The sequence below is a fragment of the Pseudomonas sp. HK3 genome (genome assembly GCF_052920985.1).
Genome location: NZ_JBREXD010000003.1, coordinates 470,169 through 486,820 on the forward strand (window position 1 = coordinate 470,169; position 16,652 = coordinate 486,820).

A 16,652-nucleotide genomic window follows, 5' to 3' on the forward strand; every position below is an offset into this window, starting at 1 on the left:
GGCCAAGTATTAAGTAATTCCAAGTATTTATCAATATTAATAAGGGGTTGCGGAGACTTTGAGCACATTTTTTCGGGCTATTCCTTCGCTTTTCCAGAGAAAATATCATCTATGGCGCTATAGACTCACCATAGATGAAGATTTTTAACGCGCCAGCAAGATTCTCAACATGCGACGTAACGGTTCTGCTGCACCCCACAATAATTGATCACCCACCGTAAAGGCTGAGATATATTCAGGGCCCATATTCAGTTTGCGAATACGGCCAATGGGCACACTTAAGGTTCCCGTTACTTTTGCAGGCGTAAGCTCTTGCATAGTGGCATCGCGATCATTGGGTATCACTTTCACCCAATCGTTTGCACCGGCTAAAATTGACTCAATCTCTGCTACTGGCAAATCTTTCTTCAACTTAATAGTCATTGCTTGCGAGTGACAGCGCATGGCACCTACACGCACACACAAGCCATCTATTGGTGTTGGCGCATCACTTGTGCCCATGATTTTATTAGCCTCAACTTCGGCTTTCCACTCTTCACGGCTTTGGCCTGACTCGAGCTGAGAATCAATATACGGAATCAAGCTGCCCGCTAATGGCACTCCAAACTGATCAACCGGATACTCTTTGCTGCGAATAAACTCAGCAGTGCTTTTATCAATCTCTAAGATTGCAGAGGCAGGATCATCCAATAAACCCTTAACGTTATCGCGAACGGCGCCCATCTGGCTGATCAATTCACGCATATGCTTAGCACCAGAACCAGAAGCCGCTTGATAGGTCATTGGTGAAACCCACTCAACCAAGTCTTTCTCAAACAAGCCACCTAACGCCAATAACATCAAGCTAACCGTACAATTACCGCCAACGTACGTCTTAACGCCAGACGCCAAACCTTCATCGATCACGTTTTTATTAACGGGGTCCAACACGATGATCGCGTTGTCATCCATACGCAAAGAAGACGCGGCATCAATCCAGTAGCCTTCCCAACCTGCTGCGCGCAATTTCGGATAAACCTCTTTTGTGTAGTCGCCGCCCTGACACGTAATAATCACGTCTTGCGCGCTTAATACTTCAATATCAAACGCGTCTTCTAATAAACCTGCGTCTTTTCCCGCGAAACCCGGTGCAGGTAAACCCTTTTGAGAGGTAGTGAAAAAGGTAGACTGAATTAAATCAAAGTCCCCTTCTTCTTGCATGCGTTGCATCAAAACAGAGCCAACCATGCCACGCCAGCCAACTAAACCTACTTTTAGATTAGCACTCATAACTTAAAGCTCCTTTAATGCCGCTACCACTGCTTCGCCCATTTGAGCAGTCGATACTTTTTCCATACCTGCAGAGAAGATATCCGCAGTACGTAAACCTTTATCCAATACATTACTGACTGCTTGTTCGATGGCATCTGCCGCCGCCACTTCAGCTAAGCTGTAGCGCAACATCATTGAAGCCGACAAAATAGTCGCCAATGGGTTTGCAATGCCTTGGCCTGCTATATCAGGCGCACTGCCGTGGCAAGGTTCATACATGCCTTTATTGTCTTTATCTAAAGAAGCGGATGGCAACATGCCAATTGAGCCCGTTAGCATCGCAGCTGCATCCGACAAGATATCACCAAACATATTACCGGTTACCATTACGTCAAACTGCTTTGGCGCTCGCACAAGCTGCATGGCTGCGTTATCAACATACATATGAGATAGCTCAACATCTGGGTAGTTTTTCGCTTCTTGCTCCATGATTTCACGCCACAGAACCGTTACTTCAAGTACGTTGGCTTTATCAACAGAGCATAATTTTTTACCGCGTTTTTGTGCAGACTCAAATGCCACTTTGGCAATACGACGAATTTCAGTCTCGTTGTACACATACGTGTTGTAACCTTCGCGCTCGCCATTTTCTAATACACGAATACCACGCGGCTTACCGAAGTAAATGCCACCGGTTAGTTCACGTACGATTAATATATCCAAACCAGAAACCACTTCTGGCTTCAATGAAGACGCATCCGCCAGCTGTGGGTACAAAATAGCTGGGCGTAAGTTACCAAACAACTCAAGACCAGAGCGCAAACCAAGCAGGCCTTTTTCAGGACGCAGCTCACGATTTTCAAGGTTATCCCACTTAGGCCCACCAACAGCACCAAGCAAAATAGCATCCGCAGCACGGGCTTTGTCCATTGTCACGTCTGGTAATGGTGAGCCAAACTCATCATAAGCCGCACCACCCACAAGGGCGTTATCCAATTCAATACCAAGATTGAATTTTTCTTTTGCTGTATTTAGAACGTTAACCGCTTCAGTTACGATTTCTGGGCCAATACCATCGCCCGGTAATACTAGAATTTTTTTAGTCATTATTTCGCTTCGCTCTTTAACGATAGATGTGAAATGGGAGATGTAAGACTATAAATTTACAACGCACAAAACCCATAACACTTTTAAACTTCATGAGACAAGCACGTCTAACGTCTCTCATCTCACATATTACATATTACATTTAGCTATTTAACCTGATCAAACAACCAAGGAGACGACTGACGACGCTTATCTTCATACGCTTTAATGTCATCAGCATCTTGCAAGGTTAAACCGATATCATCTAAACCATTTAGCAAACAGTGCTTGCGAAACGAATCCACCTCAAAGGCAATCGCATCTCCATTTGGCTTTAAGATTTGCTGGTTTTCTAAATCAACGGTTAATTCATAACCTTCATTGGCTTCGACGTCTTTAAATAGGCCATCTACAACATCTTCATCCAAAACGATTGGCAGCAAACCGTTTTTAAAACTGTTATTAAAGAAAATATCAGCATAGCTTGATGCAATAATGGTGCGAAAACCAAAATCTTCTAATGCCCAAGGCGCGTGCTCACGTGATGAGCCACAACCAAAGTTTTCACGGGCTATTAAAACAGACGCGCCCTTGTAACGAGGCTTATTCAATACAAAATCTGGGTTTAACGGGCGGCCTGAGTTATCCGCATCTGGCTGACCTTCATCCAAATAACGTAACTCATCAAATAAGTTTGGGCCAAAGCCGCTGCGCTTGATTGATTTTAGAAACTGCTTAGGAATGATCATATCTGTATCGATATTGGCACGATCCATAGGAGCCACGATACCGCTTTGCTTAACAAAAGGTTCCATCTTATAACGCCTTATTTAACCAATTCGAACTGACGAACATCAACAAAATGCCCTGCAATTGCAGCGGCAGCTGCCATAGCTGGACTCACCAAATGGGTACGACCCCCATAACCTTGACGACCTTCAAAATTTCGGTTTGAAGTAGACGCACAATGCTCACCACTACCTAACTTATCTGCGTTCATGGCAAGACACATAGAACAACCTGGCTCTCGCCACTCGAAGCCAGCTTCAAGAAAGATTTTATCCAAACCTTCTTTCTCAGCTTGCTCTTTTACCAAACCAGAACCAGGCACAACCAAAGCTTGCTTGACGCTGCCAGCTACTTTATTGCCCTTTGCAACAGCGGCTGCGGCACGTAAATCTTCGATACGGCTATTGGTACACGAACCAATGAATACGCGGTCCAATTCGATATCAGTGATGGCTTGGCCGGGCTCTAAACCCATATATTTATAAGCGCGCTCAAAACCGCTACGCTCTACATCGTCTTTTGCGTCTTCTAGCTTAGGAACAAAACCATCAATGGTGGTTACCATTTCAGGGCTCGTACCCCACGTTACTTGTGGTTGAATATCTTCTGCTTTGATTTCAACCACTTTATCAAACACCGCATCGGCGTCCGACGTTAACTCAGACCAAGCGGCTACCGCCTGCTCCCAGTCACTCGCCTTTGGTGCATATGGACGACCTTTAACGTATTGCGCAGTGATCTCATCAAATGCAACCATGCCTACACGAGCACCCGCTTCAATTGCCATGTTGCACATGGTCATACGGCCTTCCATGCTCATAGACCGGATCGCACTGCCACCAAATTCCATGGCACAACCATTGCCGCCTGCTGTACCAATCAAACCAATCACATGCAACACAACATCTTTACCTGTAATGCCTGCGCCCAATTCACCTTCTACATTAATTAAAAGGTTTTTCATTTTACGCTGAATCAAGCACTGGGTGGCTAAGACGTGCTCAACCTCAGAGGTGCCAATACCATGAGCCAATGCCGCAAACGCACCGTGTGTCGCTGTATGGGAATCGCCACACACAACGGTCATACCCGGCAATGTTGCACCCTGCTCAGGACCAACCACATGCACAATACCCTGACGAATGTCTTTCATTTTGAATTCAACAATGCCGAACTCATCGCAGTTATCATCTAAGGTTTTCACCTGAATTTTTGACACGGGGTCAATGATGCCTTCGATGCCTACATCACGCTCTGTTTTGGTGGTTGGCACGTTATGATCAGGGGTTGCCAAGTTAGCATCTAAGCGCCAAGGCTTACGATCAGCAATACGCAGACCCTCAAAGGCTTGAGGTGATGTTACTTCGTGCAGCAATTGACGATCGATGTAAATCAATGCGGTGCCGTCATCACGGGTTTTCACCACATGCTGATCCCAAAGTTTATCGTATAATGTCTTAGCCATTTCTCTCTCCAAAAACGTTCTAATCTGCCACTGGCAGTTTCACTGACGCTTTTTCTTATTGGTATAAGTAACTTGACGCAAGTTTACGATCAGGCTACAAATAACACAAATTCATATTTTTTATAAATTGGATTCCATTTAGGAATACAGGATATATCCCATGGACACACAATCCCTACAAGCGTTCATTGCGGTGGCTGAAACTGAGTCGTTTTCGTTAGCGGCGCAGCGCTTACATCTAACCCAGCCCGCTGTCAGTAAACGCATTGCTATTTTAGAAGACAGCCTCGATAGCCAGCTATTTGATCGCTTGCCACGCAAAGCCGTCTTAACGCCGTCAGGTGAAGCACTTTTACCCAAGGCAAAACATATTTTAAGTGAGCTTTTAGAAATTAAAACTGAATTGGCCAGTTTAACAGGTGATGTCAGCGGTACTTTAAGAATCGGCACTAGCCATCATATCGGCTTACATCACTTGCCTCATTTACTGAGACAGTTTCATTCGGCTTACCCACAAGTAAAGTTAGCCATGCAGTTTTTAGGATCAGAAGCCGCATGTGAGGCACTCGCACAAGGGGAACTGGATATTGCATTCGCCACACTTCCCCAAGAAAATCATCCAAAACTAGACATGCAACCTATTTGGCGTGACCCATTAAGTTTTGTTTGTGCCTTCACACACCCGCTGAGCAAAAAAAAGAAACTAACATTAGAAGACCTTACAAAGCATGAGGCAATTCTTGCCAGAGCCTAATACGGTGACCTTCGAAATAATAGAAGATGCGTTTAAATACGAAAATTTATCATTGCAAAGCGCACTGCCCAGCCGTTATCGTGAAACCATTAGTATGATGTCGAGCTACATGGAAACCATTAAGATGATGGCAAGTGTAGGACTAGGTTGGGCCGTTCTACCTGAACACATGGCAAACGATAAAGATTTAATCAAGTTACAAGTAGGCCCTAAAAATTTATATCGAGAACTGGGTGTCTTGCAACGCAAAGGTAAAACCCTAGGGACCGCTGGCAAAGCTTTTTTAGCCATACTTCCCAGCCGTTAACTGACGTAAAACAATGAATGTTTTTGATTAACCCTCATAATTATGAATAACGACTAAACTTAAACCGTAAAACCCAATGACACCCAACGGGGAGACGCATCATGCTGGCCATTAAAAACGTGCTTTTACTGCTTGATCAAGAAGTAGATAACCACACTGCCATAAAACGTGCCATGCAAATTTGCAAAGAGCATGATGCAAATTTATTTGTCACAACTTATGTGTACAACCATGCCTGTGAAGAAGGCTCTCTTAGTGATTTAGAGATGCGCCACGAATTAAAGTCAATGTTGCTAGAACAAGCACAAGCATGGGCCGAAAATTTATTCAAAGAACTGTACCTACCTGCCGACACACCACTCTCCATTTGTTGGTGTCGCCATGCGTATCAAGCGGTCATTGATAACTCTGAAGATGCTAGCTTCGATTTAGTGATCAAAGCTGCGGCAAAACATCACAACATTGTTGAACGTGTCTTGCAGCATCAAGACTGGAATCTATTAAAGCATTGCCCTGCCCCCTTGCTGCTGGTCAAAGGAAAAGCCGCTTGGGAAGCGCGCACGATTATTGCCGCGGTAGATGCAACATCCCTAGACAATGCACATAAAATCATTAACGAGCATATTTTCGAATTTGTAGAGATCATCAACCAAGATAACAACTACACAGTACACATGGTGAACAGCTACCCCATGATGAGCTTAACCCTAGCCAGCTTACCTGATGCGCCAATACCAGAAGACCTGCAACAGTATGTGGTTGATCAGCACACTCAAGCCTGTGAAATATTGGCTGAAAAATACAATGTTGCGGATGACAATATTCATATCATTGAAGGCGAACCCGAAGAAGCCATCACTCAAACATCTGAAAAGCTCGATGCCGATGTGATCGTTGTTGGCATTTTAAGCGAAGAGGATATGCAAAGTGTTATTCTGGGCAGCACCGTCGAACATGTACTCGATTCGACCCAGAGCGATGTTTTAGCCATCAAACCACAAGATGGTGTAATTGATATCGATGAAGATTAGTACATTAAGATATCGCACAAAAAAAGCGACTTCATATAAATGAAGCCGCTTTCAGTCATTACTCTCTGTTAACCAATAAGTATTTTTTAATACAGCTTAGCTAAAAACAAACCGATCTGATTACTCGACTGATCATTACCCTGCTCGTCGGTGAATTCTAACCAGCTCAATTGTGCCCCTAATGAAACACCCATAGAACCGCGAATCTCAACCATGACTTTTGGCCCCCACGTCGGGTCAAATTCTGTCGTCACACCACCCGTTGTGTATTCGTGAGCCCCACGATACGTTAAACCAATCCCCACGCTGCTCATCAGGTTGGACTCGACCCACATAAGATCACCCACTGCAAACTGCTGTTTATGGCTACTGCCAGACTTATCTGAAACCGACAGATAGCTATACCCTAAACTTGCACGAAATGACGAAGATGGTCGCTGAGGTATCGCCAACGCATAACCCAAGGAGAATATAGGACCGCCCCCTAAGGTTAAATTAGGTAAATAATCTTCGGCAACAGCCAGCTCTTCACCACCACGATCAAATGAGAACTGCCAAAAAGTACCTGACATTTTTTCAAATGGTTGATTAAACCCCTCATCTGGCGTCAGCAATTCAACTCGGCCAAGTGCTAAGTAGGCGGCCGATTTACGTTTATTAAACGGCGTCACACTGTAGCTCCAACTTGCCCCTTCATGCGAGGTTGTATACGAGGCTTCTTGACCAAACAATTTAGGCTCAGTACGAATAACAAAATACCCTATTTCTGGGTTTAATCGAATCGGCACCGCCGCATAACGGCCGTCAGAGCTAAACTGAGTAAACCGTAATTGTGGCCGTAACACGTCAATTTGCTTCATGCTTGCGTCATACGTTTCAATCACGGGATAGAAAAACCCTTCACCCACCTCTGTCTTTTCAATATAGGTTCGCAACTGAATCACAAAACTGCCGTGGCCATAAGGCAATTGATAACCTTTATAGAAACTCTTTTTGCCGTCAATTTCTATCACACCATCCGAAAGTTCAGGGTCACCCTGCATACCCACGGGCAATGGCTCAAATTCATAAGCCTGCGAAACAGGCGCGGCTTGTAACAAGTTCTGCTGCTCAATGGGCGACAAACTCGAACATGCCGATAAAAACAACAAACACAAAAACACACTTAAAACACGCATATGGGCATCCATTAACAAAACAAATTACGAAGCGTCAGGTTTATTTTCACTATAACGGTGAGTCAGTAAATCAGTATGATCACGCAGCATTAATGTCATGTGAAATAATTCTTCCATTACATCCACAATACGATCACGGTAACTGCTGTGTTTCATAGTACCGTCATCATTAAACTCTTTCCACGCCATGGCCACTGATGACTGATTTGGAATCGTAAACATCCGCATCCAACGACCCAATACACGCAAACTATTCACTGCATTAAACGATTGCGAACCACCGCTGACTTGCATGACAGCCAATGTTCGTCCCTGAGTCGGGCGTACCGCACCAATCGTGAGTGGGATCCAATCAATTTGATTTTTAATGACCGATGTCATATTGCCGTGAATTTCAGGACTGCACCACACCATGGCCTCTGACCATAAAGCAAGCTCATGAAGCTCTTGCACTTTAGGGTGGTCATAGGTTTTACGATCAAATACCGGCAAGCCTTCAGGGTCGTAGACTTTTACTTCGGCACCGAAGGACTCTAGAATTCGCCCGGCTTCTAGTGCGGCTTTCTTACTGTACGACTCAGGGCGCAGCGAGCCATATAAAATAAGCACCTTTGGCGGGTGCTCACTTAGTTTTGTTTGTTTGATTTTTTGCAAAGACGTTTGCAACGTATGATCTGGTAACATCAACTCACCTAACACGATCAACTTATCTGAACCCAAGCATTAATAACGATTTAATAAATTCACTTGGGCAATCCCATTGTCATGCTCAAATTGAGTAAACATAACAGCAAGCTGACCTTGCCACTTATGGCACTGAAAATCCAGTAGCTCGATGAATTGTTCAAGGTATTGGGCCGTTGCCATAATTGACATCTGGGTCGAGCGCTCGGGTAATTCGCCTAATTTATAATCAATGTACTTTATTATTTGAGCGGACTTTCCATGAATCGACACCTTAATAGGTCGTATTGCCAACCCATTTCTTAAGGTCTGCAATGCATCCCAAACAAGCTGTTTTTCTTTTACTCCAGCTTGCAATATTCGTGTGCTCGCTCCGCTGTGCAAACCATTCGCAATTAACACCAGAGGTTTATTATGTAATTTAAGCTTGGCGATTAAATGGCGAACCTGACAATACAATTCTAGATTATGAAAAGCTTGGCTCACTTTTGCACGGGACTGATGATCCAGCACGTTCATACACTCATGGGCTCGCTGATAAAAAACCTGATCCATGGACTCCATTTGTTTTACAACACCGTCGTATTGTTGCTGCATATACTCTAAATAAGCTTGAGCATCTTTCTTAGGCACAACATCTTGCGGTATGTAGCGATATAAAGGTAATTTAGATGCCCTTAATCGCTCAATGATGTAGGTTTTCTCAATACGCTTAAATAAATTAGACGCGGCTGTATTTTGTTTTCGATCTTCAACTCGATTATTGCGAATAAATTCAATACTGGTTTTAATATCAAACTGAGCCACATCTCGCTCACCGGTGGGCTCGAATTTAAAGATTCTGTTTTCACCACGCCCATCAAAATAGCGCTTAGCACTATTAATGCCTGATTCTTTTCGCGCTTTTAGCGCTCTAATTTTTTCAGAAGACACGCAAAATTTATGAGCATGCTGAATATGGTTTGCTTGGTAATCTAATAGCGTCAGTTCTTTTGATAATACATGGGATTGCTCTAACAAAAACCAAGCAGCCACATTGGCTTTTAATACACCAGGCGCTTTTACCGCCTGAGCTATACGCTGCGCATCATTAGGGCAAAAGAAACTAATGTGCTTATTGAAGCTTGCTTTAATCAATTTTAAATCTGAACTTTTTATCTTTTTCGCTTCTAACGCGACGGCCTTAGCGTAATCATCTAATAAAAAGCCTTCTTTCCAGGCCCAGTCATTTTGAATACTGACTGCTTTTTGCGCAAATTGCGCACAACGTAAAGCTGTAAACATATCCCTTAAATGCAACCGTACCCACTAACTTTATTGCCTGATGATCTGTTTCAAATTCAATTTGGCGGCATTTCCATGCCGTTAACTTATGATGGCTTTGATATAAAAAGGTAAAAGACAATTGCTGTAATAAATGTATGCGCTGCCAAACCCAAAGTTCAATGTACTCATAAAACGCGATATTCTCTTTTTGCATACGCTTTAATAGTGTTTGATGACGCTTGTCTTGCCCAGATGCGCGAAAATATAGCCATTCGCTCACATGGTGCATTAAATAAAAGGCCACTTTCTTTTGTTTACATCTGAAGTGTGAAAGCTCATGAGCAATCATGGCGGACAGCTCATTCAAACTAAGTGACATCAATAAAGGCACGCCAATAATGATTTTATATTCATCACGATAAATACTGTTAACACCAGCATAGGCATCCACTCTAAGGGCTGTTTCATTATTGATTTCAATGCGTTTGGGCGGGCGCACGTTTAAGTGCTTACTCATTTGTTCCACTAATTCAAATAACGCAGGGGCCTCGTGATGCAACAAAACTCGGCCATGATAAGAACGAAAACCGCCAAAGATAGGCCGTAATAAAACATACAACAAACCAAGACTAAGCACTAACGGGCAAGACCAATGGGCTGCCGCAAGGTAATCAGCCTCCATATAATTAACAATCATGGGCTCACTAAAGAACAAAACCGCAAAGCCAAAACCGAATAAAACCGCACCAATATACAAAAGCGGTATCAATAAGCTAACCGCTTCAACATACATCAATTGACAGGACTCTTTAAATGTAAGGGTATCTGGCTGGCTTTGACCTTTGAAACTGGCCTGAATATATTGAATTAACTTTGCGCTATTCGCACTGGGAGGCGTGCGGTCAACTAATCGTTCCTCGACCTGTTTACTGGCTTGTTTCCAGTTGATCTCAGCATCATTATCTGCAACGGGACTCACCGCTCTTAGTGGGCCACTAAAATGTCGTTTTGCTGCAAAATTGGCAAACACCTGCCACCCCGCTCACTTGTATACGTTATTTTTTATTCAGAGCTAGCACTAAAGCCTGAGACAGCCGCACTCTATTATAAAAAGTATACAAATTAAACATCTGTTTAGGTCCCAGACCATTAAATTGGCAGATAGCTGCGCTCGATCACCTTTCGCATCACAAAACTAGAGTGAACCCCTGTAACACCTTCTATACGTGTGAGCTTACCCAGTAGAAAATGCTGATAACCTTCCATGTCTGCCACTACGACTTTCAGTACATAATCGGCACTTTGACCTGTGATTAAATAACACTCTAATACCTCTTCAAAACCCATAACCGTGTCTTCAAAATTACTAAAGCGCTCTGGTGTGTGACGATCCATACTAATGGAAATCATGGCTAACAAATCCAAACCCAATTTTTTGGCATCCAATAAGGTCACTGTATTCAGAATATAACCGGCATCCTGCAATGCCTTTACACGCCTTGAGCATGGGCTCGCCGATAAACCGACTTTGTCAGCTAACTCTAAATTACTGATCGCCCCATTTTTCTGCATTTCTTGCAAAATCCGCCTATCAGTACGGTCTATTTGATGCACAGTCACTCTCACTATTTCAATAAAACAATCTTATTAGCAATATATCTCTAATTTTGGACCATTAAAAGCAATAAAGACAAACTAAAAAGCCAAATAAGTAGCACATTCGCAACCATTCACTCAACGACCTGCCCTATACTTCTTATCACTTGGAAACACCTAGACAGCCACAAGCTAAACAGGGCTTAAACACCAAAAGTGTTAAAAGCAGACATGAATCACCACAAGTGAATCAACTTTTCCAAGTCACGACACATTTATTACTTCAAGAGAGTCACCATGTTTGATCACAGCAAGTACCGCCCTTTTGCCGCCATTCAAAAAGCAAATCGCAAATGGCCTGCAAACAGTATTCAATGTGCACCTAAGTGGTGTGCCGTGGATCTGCGTGACGGTAATCAAGCTCTGATTGAACCTATGAATGTGTCGCAGAAACAACAAATGTGGCAGCTATTAGTCGACATCGGCTTTAAGGATATTGAAGTCGGTTTTCCGAGCGCCTCACAAACAGATTTTGACTTTGTCCGCTGGCTGATCGAAGAAAATCAGATCCCTGATGACGTAACCATTCAAGTATTAGTACAAGCACGGGATGAGTTGATCGAGCGCACATATGAGTCTTTGATCGGCGCGAAGCAAGCAATTGTTCATGTTTATAATTCAACATCACCCGTGCAGCGTAAAAAAGTCTTTAACTTGGACAAACAAGGCATCAAAGACATCGCGATTAATGGTGCCAAAAAAGTAGCCAGTGAAGCGGTAAAATTTCCACAAACAAAATGGACATTCCAATACAGCCCTGAAAGCTTTTCGAGCACAGAAACCGATTTTGCGATCGAGGTATGCAACGCTGTCATTGATGTATGGCAGCCAACGCCTGACAACAAAACCATTATCAACTTACCAGCAACTGTCGAATGCGCAGGCCCCAATGTATTTGCCGACCAAGTTGAAACATTCTGCGAAGGCGTTCATCAACGTGAGAACGTCGTAATCAGTATTCATACCCACAATGATCGTGGCTGCGCAGTAGCCGCGGCAGAGATGGCTATTTTAGCTGGCGCAGACCGAATAGAAGGCACTTTAATGGGTAATGGTGAGCGCACTGGCAACATGGATTTAATCACCATGGCCATGAACTTGTATAGCCAAGGCATTGACCCTGAAGTGGATTTATCCGATGCCAAGCGCATTACCCGCACCGTTGAAGAATGCACTAACATTCCAACCCATGCGCGCCATCCTTGGATGGGGGATTTGGTTTACACCGCCTTCAGTGGTTCACATCAAGATGCCATTAAAAAATGCTTAGCCGTTCAAACCGAAAGCGAACCGTGGGACGTGGCGTATTTGCCAATTGACCCTCGCGACATTGGGCGCGATTACCAATCTGTTATTCGTGTGAACAGTCAAAGCGGTAAAGGTGGGGTTGCTTACATCTTAGAGCATGAATTTGGCATTCAACTTCCCCGCTGGATGCAAATTGACCTAAGCCAAAAAGTGCAAGCGGCAAGTGAAGGCAATGGTGAAATATCATCACAACGCATTCATGAAATCTTCCAACAGGAATATTTAGCCACAAGTGGCCCGCTGTCATTGATAGATTATGACATTCAAGCAAAGGGCAAAGACGGCAACAAACGTATGCATGTTCAATTGCAAAGCCATCAAGAAAATTTGATGATCGAAAGCCACAGCGATGGTGCACTTGAGGCATTCTGCCAAGCCCTGGCTCAACACTTAAATATCAATATTGATGTGATGCAGTACAGCCAAAGCGCCCTTGGAACCCATACACAAGCCCAAGCACTGGCTAGCCTCGAAATGAATATTGACGGCCAACTGTACAAAGCATGCGCCATCGAACAAGACAGCCTTAAAGCGAGCTTTATAGCCATAGTGACTGCATGTAATAAATGCTTAGCAACTCAGGCATTAGTCGCCTAACGCCCTAGTTTCAAGTATTACGCGGGGGAACATGCATTTCTACATTTTCATTCTATTCTAAGTATATAAGCCATACTTTCAGGATCGAATCATGTGGAATGCGCTCCCCATACGAATAAAGCTTTCCATCGTCATCGGAGGTGCCTTACTTGTTAGCCTAATCGCCTCAACACTCATCAGCAACAGCGCCATGCGTGACATGGTAATGAGTCGAATTCAAGAGCAAGAAATTCCAGCATCCCTTAACGCGGTCGCTAACGCCATTGAAAAGGAAATCAATATTCCTATTTCGATTTCAAAAGCGATGGCACAAAATCATTTCACTAATGAATGGTTAGCCCAAGGTGAATCAGAAGAAAGCCTCAGCAGTGTCATTGCTTACCTAAAAAACATGCAAAGCCAGAACAACGCCATCACATCATTTATTGTTTCGGGTAACACCAAAAATTATTACACCGCACAAGGTTTATCACGCCAGGTCAGCCAGCCTAATGATGGTTGGTTTTTCAATTTCTTAAGCAGTAAAAAAGAATATTCGCTTGATATTGATCTCGACGCCAAGCTAGACAAGCTGGCGCTGTTTATCAATTATCGCACCCAAGATGGCAAATCCATTACGGGTATCGGTATGGGCATCAACCAAGTTACTGACTTAATTAAATCCTATAAAATTGGTGAAGACGGTTTGGTTTTTATCACCAATACAAAAGGTGAAATTCAAATTCACCCTAACGAAAAAGTAACCGCAGGGACCGCCATTGACACACTAATGAAAGACAGTGTCAGCGCAAAGCTTTTAAACAAAGAACAAATAACAATTTTTGAAACACATTCAGCAAAAGACAGCATCTTAGCGGCCAAATATTTACCTGCATTAGATTGGTATGTGGTTGTCGATATTCCAACCGAAGAGATACAAGGCCCTATTAACGCGTCATCATTAAGCCTAATTCTATTAAATTTATTAGTAGCTGCCGTTTTAATTGTCATTGGTTTATGGGTGGCCATGGGCGTGGCGAAACCAGTACACCGAGCATCGGAGATGCTCAACCAGATAGCATCAGGGGATGCGGATTTGACTCGACAAATGCCAGTTGATACACAAGATGAAGTCGGTCAGCTCGCCAAATCATTTAATCACTTTGTAAGTCAATTAAGAGTCCTGATTCAATCGGTTGGCGACACCGCTCTTGAAGTAAACGGCACCGCATCTGAACTAAACCAATCTGCATCTAAAACCGAAAAAAATACAGAAAACCAACAACAAAGTGTCGATATGGTGGCCGCTGCAATCAATGAAATGGGCGCAACCGTACAAGAGATTGCACAAAATGCTAACGAAACCGCAAATGCGGCTAAACAAGCTAGTAAACAAAGCCAAGAAGGCCAAACCGTCGTTAACCATACCGTCACCGGTATAAATAGTTTATTTGAAAAAATGCAAACGGCATCAAAAGTCATCGCCACTCTCGCCAACGATGTGGGCGAAATCACCAACGTACTTGCTGTCATCAAGGGCATTTCGGAGCAGACTAATTTACTCGCTCTTAACGCTGCCATTGAAGCCGCCCGCGCGGGTGAGCATGGCCGAGGCTTTGCCGTCGTCGCCGATGAAGTACGCACACTCTCACAACGTACACATGAATCGACAGAAGAAATTAATTCGATGGTCTTAAAACTTCAAACCGGTGCACAAGATGCGGTTAGCGCCATGAACAGTGGTATCGAAACCGCTAAAGACTCGGTTGAAAGCGCAGATACCGCAGGAGGGTTCCTATTAAAGATAACAGACTCCATTGGCGCCATCATGGACTTAAGTATACAAGTGGCAACCGCAACGGAAGAGCAAAGCTCAGTGGTTAACGAGCTTAATAATCATATTTTAAATATCAAAACCATGTCAGACGATACCGCCCAAGAAACAAAAACGATCAATGATCAATGCCGAAACTTAACTGGTTCTTCTGGGCGCCTGACAAACATGGTCTCTCAATTCAAACTAAAGTAGGACTGACTTTTGTTCGCAAATAAAACCCAGTTAATTGGGTTTTATTTAAGTAAACGCTTTAAAGCCCAGTAAATGCTTGCCCTTTATCATCAAAATAAAGGTTAAACATATAAAAAAACCACCGATAAAAAATAAACTGCTTGGCACATTTAAGCCCTGTGCTATCGCGCCCGCCAGCACACCCGCCATTGCAGACACTACTTGCGAAATAATCGTATAAATACTCATCACTCGCCCGCGAATCGCCACAGGCGTAACATGTTGCAGCCCACCTACAATAAAGCTCACAATCATACCCGCTAGCGATGTGCCAATTATTAAGACCGCGCAACTAAGCCAAACATTCGTAATACCACCTATTAATACAAGCGATGAACCACACACAAAAAGCAACATAATAATTGAGCGCCCAATTGGCACATACGATTTAAGCTTCATGGCCGCAACGCCGCCAATAATTAACGACAATGCAATCAAACCTAAATATTGTCCTTTTTGCTGATCATCTAAGCCTAATTGTGTTTCAGCTATTTGTGGCAATACAACTTGCATTGGCCCCATCATGAGATAACCAATAATGGCTGCAAACAATAACTGGGCGATTACAGGTGTTCGCTTCATTTGTTCAAAACATTCTGCCCATTCTTGTTTTAATTTTTCATGGGATAATCGTTTATGAACATTAGGGGCATTAACCAACAGTAAGCTTGATAAGATAAACATACCAATACTTAAACCCGCAACGCCTTGCCAATCAAGCCAAGCTTGCACCTGTGTAATAATAATAGGCGCCAAACCAAATCCCAACATCACCAACAAATTAAAGGTAATCGTTGCTTGCGCTAACTGATCGCCTTTAACATAGTTACCCATTGACGATAGCCGTGCGGGTGCTACAAATGCCCAACCTATACCAATAGAAAAACTTGATAATAAAAAAAATGCGATTGCATAGTTAGGTTTAAATACCATCACGCACAACATACCGAGTGCGCCAACGATGAAAAAATTCTGCGCTATTAGCAATACACGTTTAGGGCTGTATCGATCTATATACGCGCCAGCAATCCAACCAAAAAACACTGGGGGGCCAAAACAAAAACCATAGGCTAAACCCGCTAATGATGACGACTCAAACTCAGCTAAACTATACAAAATGGCCGTATAATTAACCATGTGCCCTGCTACAAATGCTAAAAAACAGGACATATAAAAAATAATTAATTTCATCGAACACCTTAAGTGGGAGCATGATGCTGCCCACTTATAAAA

The 16,652-nt window shown here is 43.4% G+C and carries 14 protein-coding genes and 2 pseudogenes; 6 read left to right on the forward strand and 10 right to left on the reverse strand.

Features of this window, described 5'->3' with window-relative positions; translation table 11 throughout:
* Window positions 1-144 precede the first annotated feature (144 nt).
* From asd to leuC, 4 genes are all read right to left on the reverse strand, one after another.
* Window positions 145-1,269: an aspartate-semialdehyde dehydrogenase gene (gene asd / locus ACU6U9_RS17610; RefSeq protein ID WP_446736308.1), complete on the reverse strand. Its 1,125-nt coding sequence runs from the start codon at window positions 1,267-1,269 to the stop codon at window positions 145-147.
* A 3-nt stretch (window positions 1,270-1,272) separates the two neighbouring features.
* Window positions 1,273-2,358, reverse strand: coding sequence for a 3-isopropylmalate dehydrogenase (gene leuB / locus ACU6U9_RS17615; protein ID WP_446736309.1), 1,086 nt, complete (start codon window positions 2,356-2,358; stop codon window positions 1,273-1,275).
* A gap of 146 nt (window positions 2,359-2,504) precedes the next feature.
* The gene (leuD, locus tag ACU6U9_RS17620; protein WP_446736310.1) at window positions 2,505-3,152 is read right to left on the reverse strand and encodes a 3-isopropylmalate dehydratase small subunit; all 648 of its coding nucleotides are present in this window, start codon (window positions 3,150-3,152) and stop codon (window positions 2,505-2,507) included.
* Between the two features lie 11 nt (window positions 3,153-3,163).
* The gene (leuC, locus tag ACU6U9_RS17625; protein ID WP_446736311.1) at window positions 3,164-4,591 is read right to left on the reverse strand and encodes a 3-isopropylmalate dehydratase large subunit; all 1,428 of its coding nucleotides are present in this window, start codon (window positions 4,589-4,591) and stop codon (window positions 3,164-3,166) included.
* A gap of 160 nt (window positions 4,592-4,751) precedes the next feature.
* Here leuC and ACU6U9_RS17630 point away from each other — a divergent pair, with 160 nt between their 5' ends.
* The 3 genes from ACU6U9_RS17630 to ACU6U9_RS17640 all read left to right on the forward strand — a co-directional run bounded on the left by ACU6U9_RS17630 (window position 4,752) and on the right by ACU6U9_RS17640 (window position 6,683).
* The gene (locus ACU6U9_RS17630; protein WP_446736312.1) at window positions 4,752-5,345 is read left to right on the forward strand and encodes a LysR family transcriptional regulator; all 594 of its coding nucleotides are present in this window, start codon (window positions 4,752-4,754) and stop codon (window positions 5,343-5,345) included.
* Complete coding sequence (locus ACU6U9_RS17635; protein ID WP_446736313.1) at window positions 5,332-5,652, forward strand: LysR family transcriptional regulator substrate-binding protein; 321 nt, start codon at window positions 5,332-5,334, stop codon at window positions 5,650-5,652. The genes ACU6U9_RS17630 and ACU6U9_RS17635 overlap by 14 nt, the downstream gene beginning before the upstream one ends.
* A 101-nt stretch (window positions 5,653-5,753) precedes the next feature.
* Window positions 5,754-6,683, forward strand: coding sequence for a universal stress protein (locus ACU6U9_RS17640; protein WP_446736314.1), 930 nt, complete (start codon window positions 5,754-5,756; stop codon window positions 6,681-6,683).
* A gap of 86 nt (window positions 6,684-6,769) precedes the next feature.
* On the opposite strand, the gene ACU6U9_RS17645 is transcribed toward ACU6U9_RS17640, so the two are convergent.
* The 5 genes from ACU6U9_RS17645 to ACU6U9_RS17665 all read right to left on the reverse strand — a co-directional run bounded on the left by ACU6U9_RS17645 (window position 6,770) and on the right by ACU6U9_RS17665 (window position 11,425).
* Window positions 6,770-7,861 (reverse strand): hypothetical protein, encoded by a 1,092-nt coding sequence (locus tag ACU6U9_RS17645; protein WP_446736315.1) that lies wholly within the window; start codon window positions 7,859-7,861, stop codon window positions 6,770-6,772.
* Between the two features lie 24 nt (window positions 7,862-7,885).
* Window positions 7,886-8,545, reverse strand: a complete 660-nt coding sequence (gene arsH / locus ACU6U9_RS17650) for an arsenical resistance protein ArsH (RefSeq protein WP_446736316.1) — start codon at window positions 8,543-8,545, stop codon at window positions 7,886-7,888.
* A 39-nt stretch (window positions 8,546-8,584) separates the two neighbouring features.
* Window positions 8,585-9,829, reverse strand: a complete 1,245-nt coding sequence (locus ACU6U9_RS17655; protein WP_446736317.1) for a hypothetical protein — start codon at window positions 9,827-9,829, stop codon at window positions 8,585-8,587.
* Entirely contained in the window at window positions 9,771-10,841 is a 1,071-nt protein-coding gene (locus ACU6U9_RS17660; protein ID WP_446736318.1) for a M48 family metallopeptidase, read from the reverse strand. Before ACU6U9_RS17660 ends, ACU6U9_RS17655 begins: the two co-directional genes overlap by 59 nt.
* A 119-nt stretch (window positions 10,842-10,960) precedes the next feature.
* The gene (locus tag ACU6U9_RS17665) at window positions 10,961-11,425 is read right to left on the reverse strand and encodes an Lrp/AsnC family transcriptional regulator (RefSeq protein ID WP_446736319.1); all 465 of its coding nucleotides are present in this window, start codon (window positions 11,423-11,425) and stop codon (window positions 10,961-10,963) included.
* A 279-nt stretch (window positions 11,426-11,704) separates the two neighbouring features.
* Between ACU6U9_RS17665 and leuA the strand changes: the two genes are divergently transcribed.
* The 3 genes and pseudogenes from leuA to ACU6U9_RS17680 all read left to right on the forward strand — a co-directional run.
* On the forward strand, window positions 11,705-13,372 hold the full coding sequence (gene leuA / locus ACU6U9_RS17670) for a 2-isopropylmalate synthase (protein WP_446736320.1): 1,668 nt from the start codon (window positions 11,705-11,707) through the stop codon (window positions 13,370-13,372).
* Between the two features lie 628 nt (window positions 13,373-14,000).
* Window positions 14,001-14,519: pseudogene (locus ACU6U9_RS17675) on the forward strand (HAMP domain-containing protein); the annotation flags it as partial.
* Between the two features lie 261 nt (window positions 14,520-14,780).
* Window positions 14,781-15,380 (forward strand): annotated as a pseudogene (locus ACU6U9_RS17680) (methyl-accepting chemotaxis protein); the annotation flags it as partial.
* A gap of 45 nt (window positions 15,381-15,425) precedes the next feature.
* Here ACU6U9_RS17680 and ACU6U9_RS17685 read toward each other — a convergent pair.
* Window positions 15,426-16,610 (reverse strand): MFS transporter, encoded by a 1,185-nt coding sequence (locus ACU6U9_RS17685; protein WP_446736321.1) that lies wholly within the window; start codon window positions 16,608-16,610, stop codon window positions 15,426-15,428.
* Window positions 16,611-16,652: the final 42 nt, after the last annotated feature.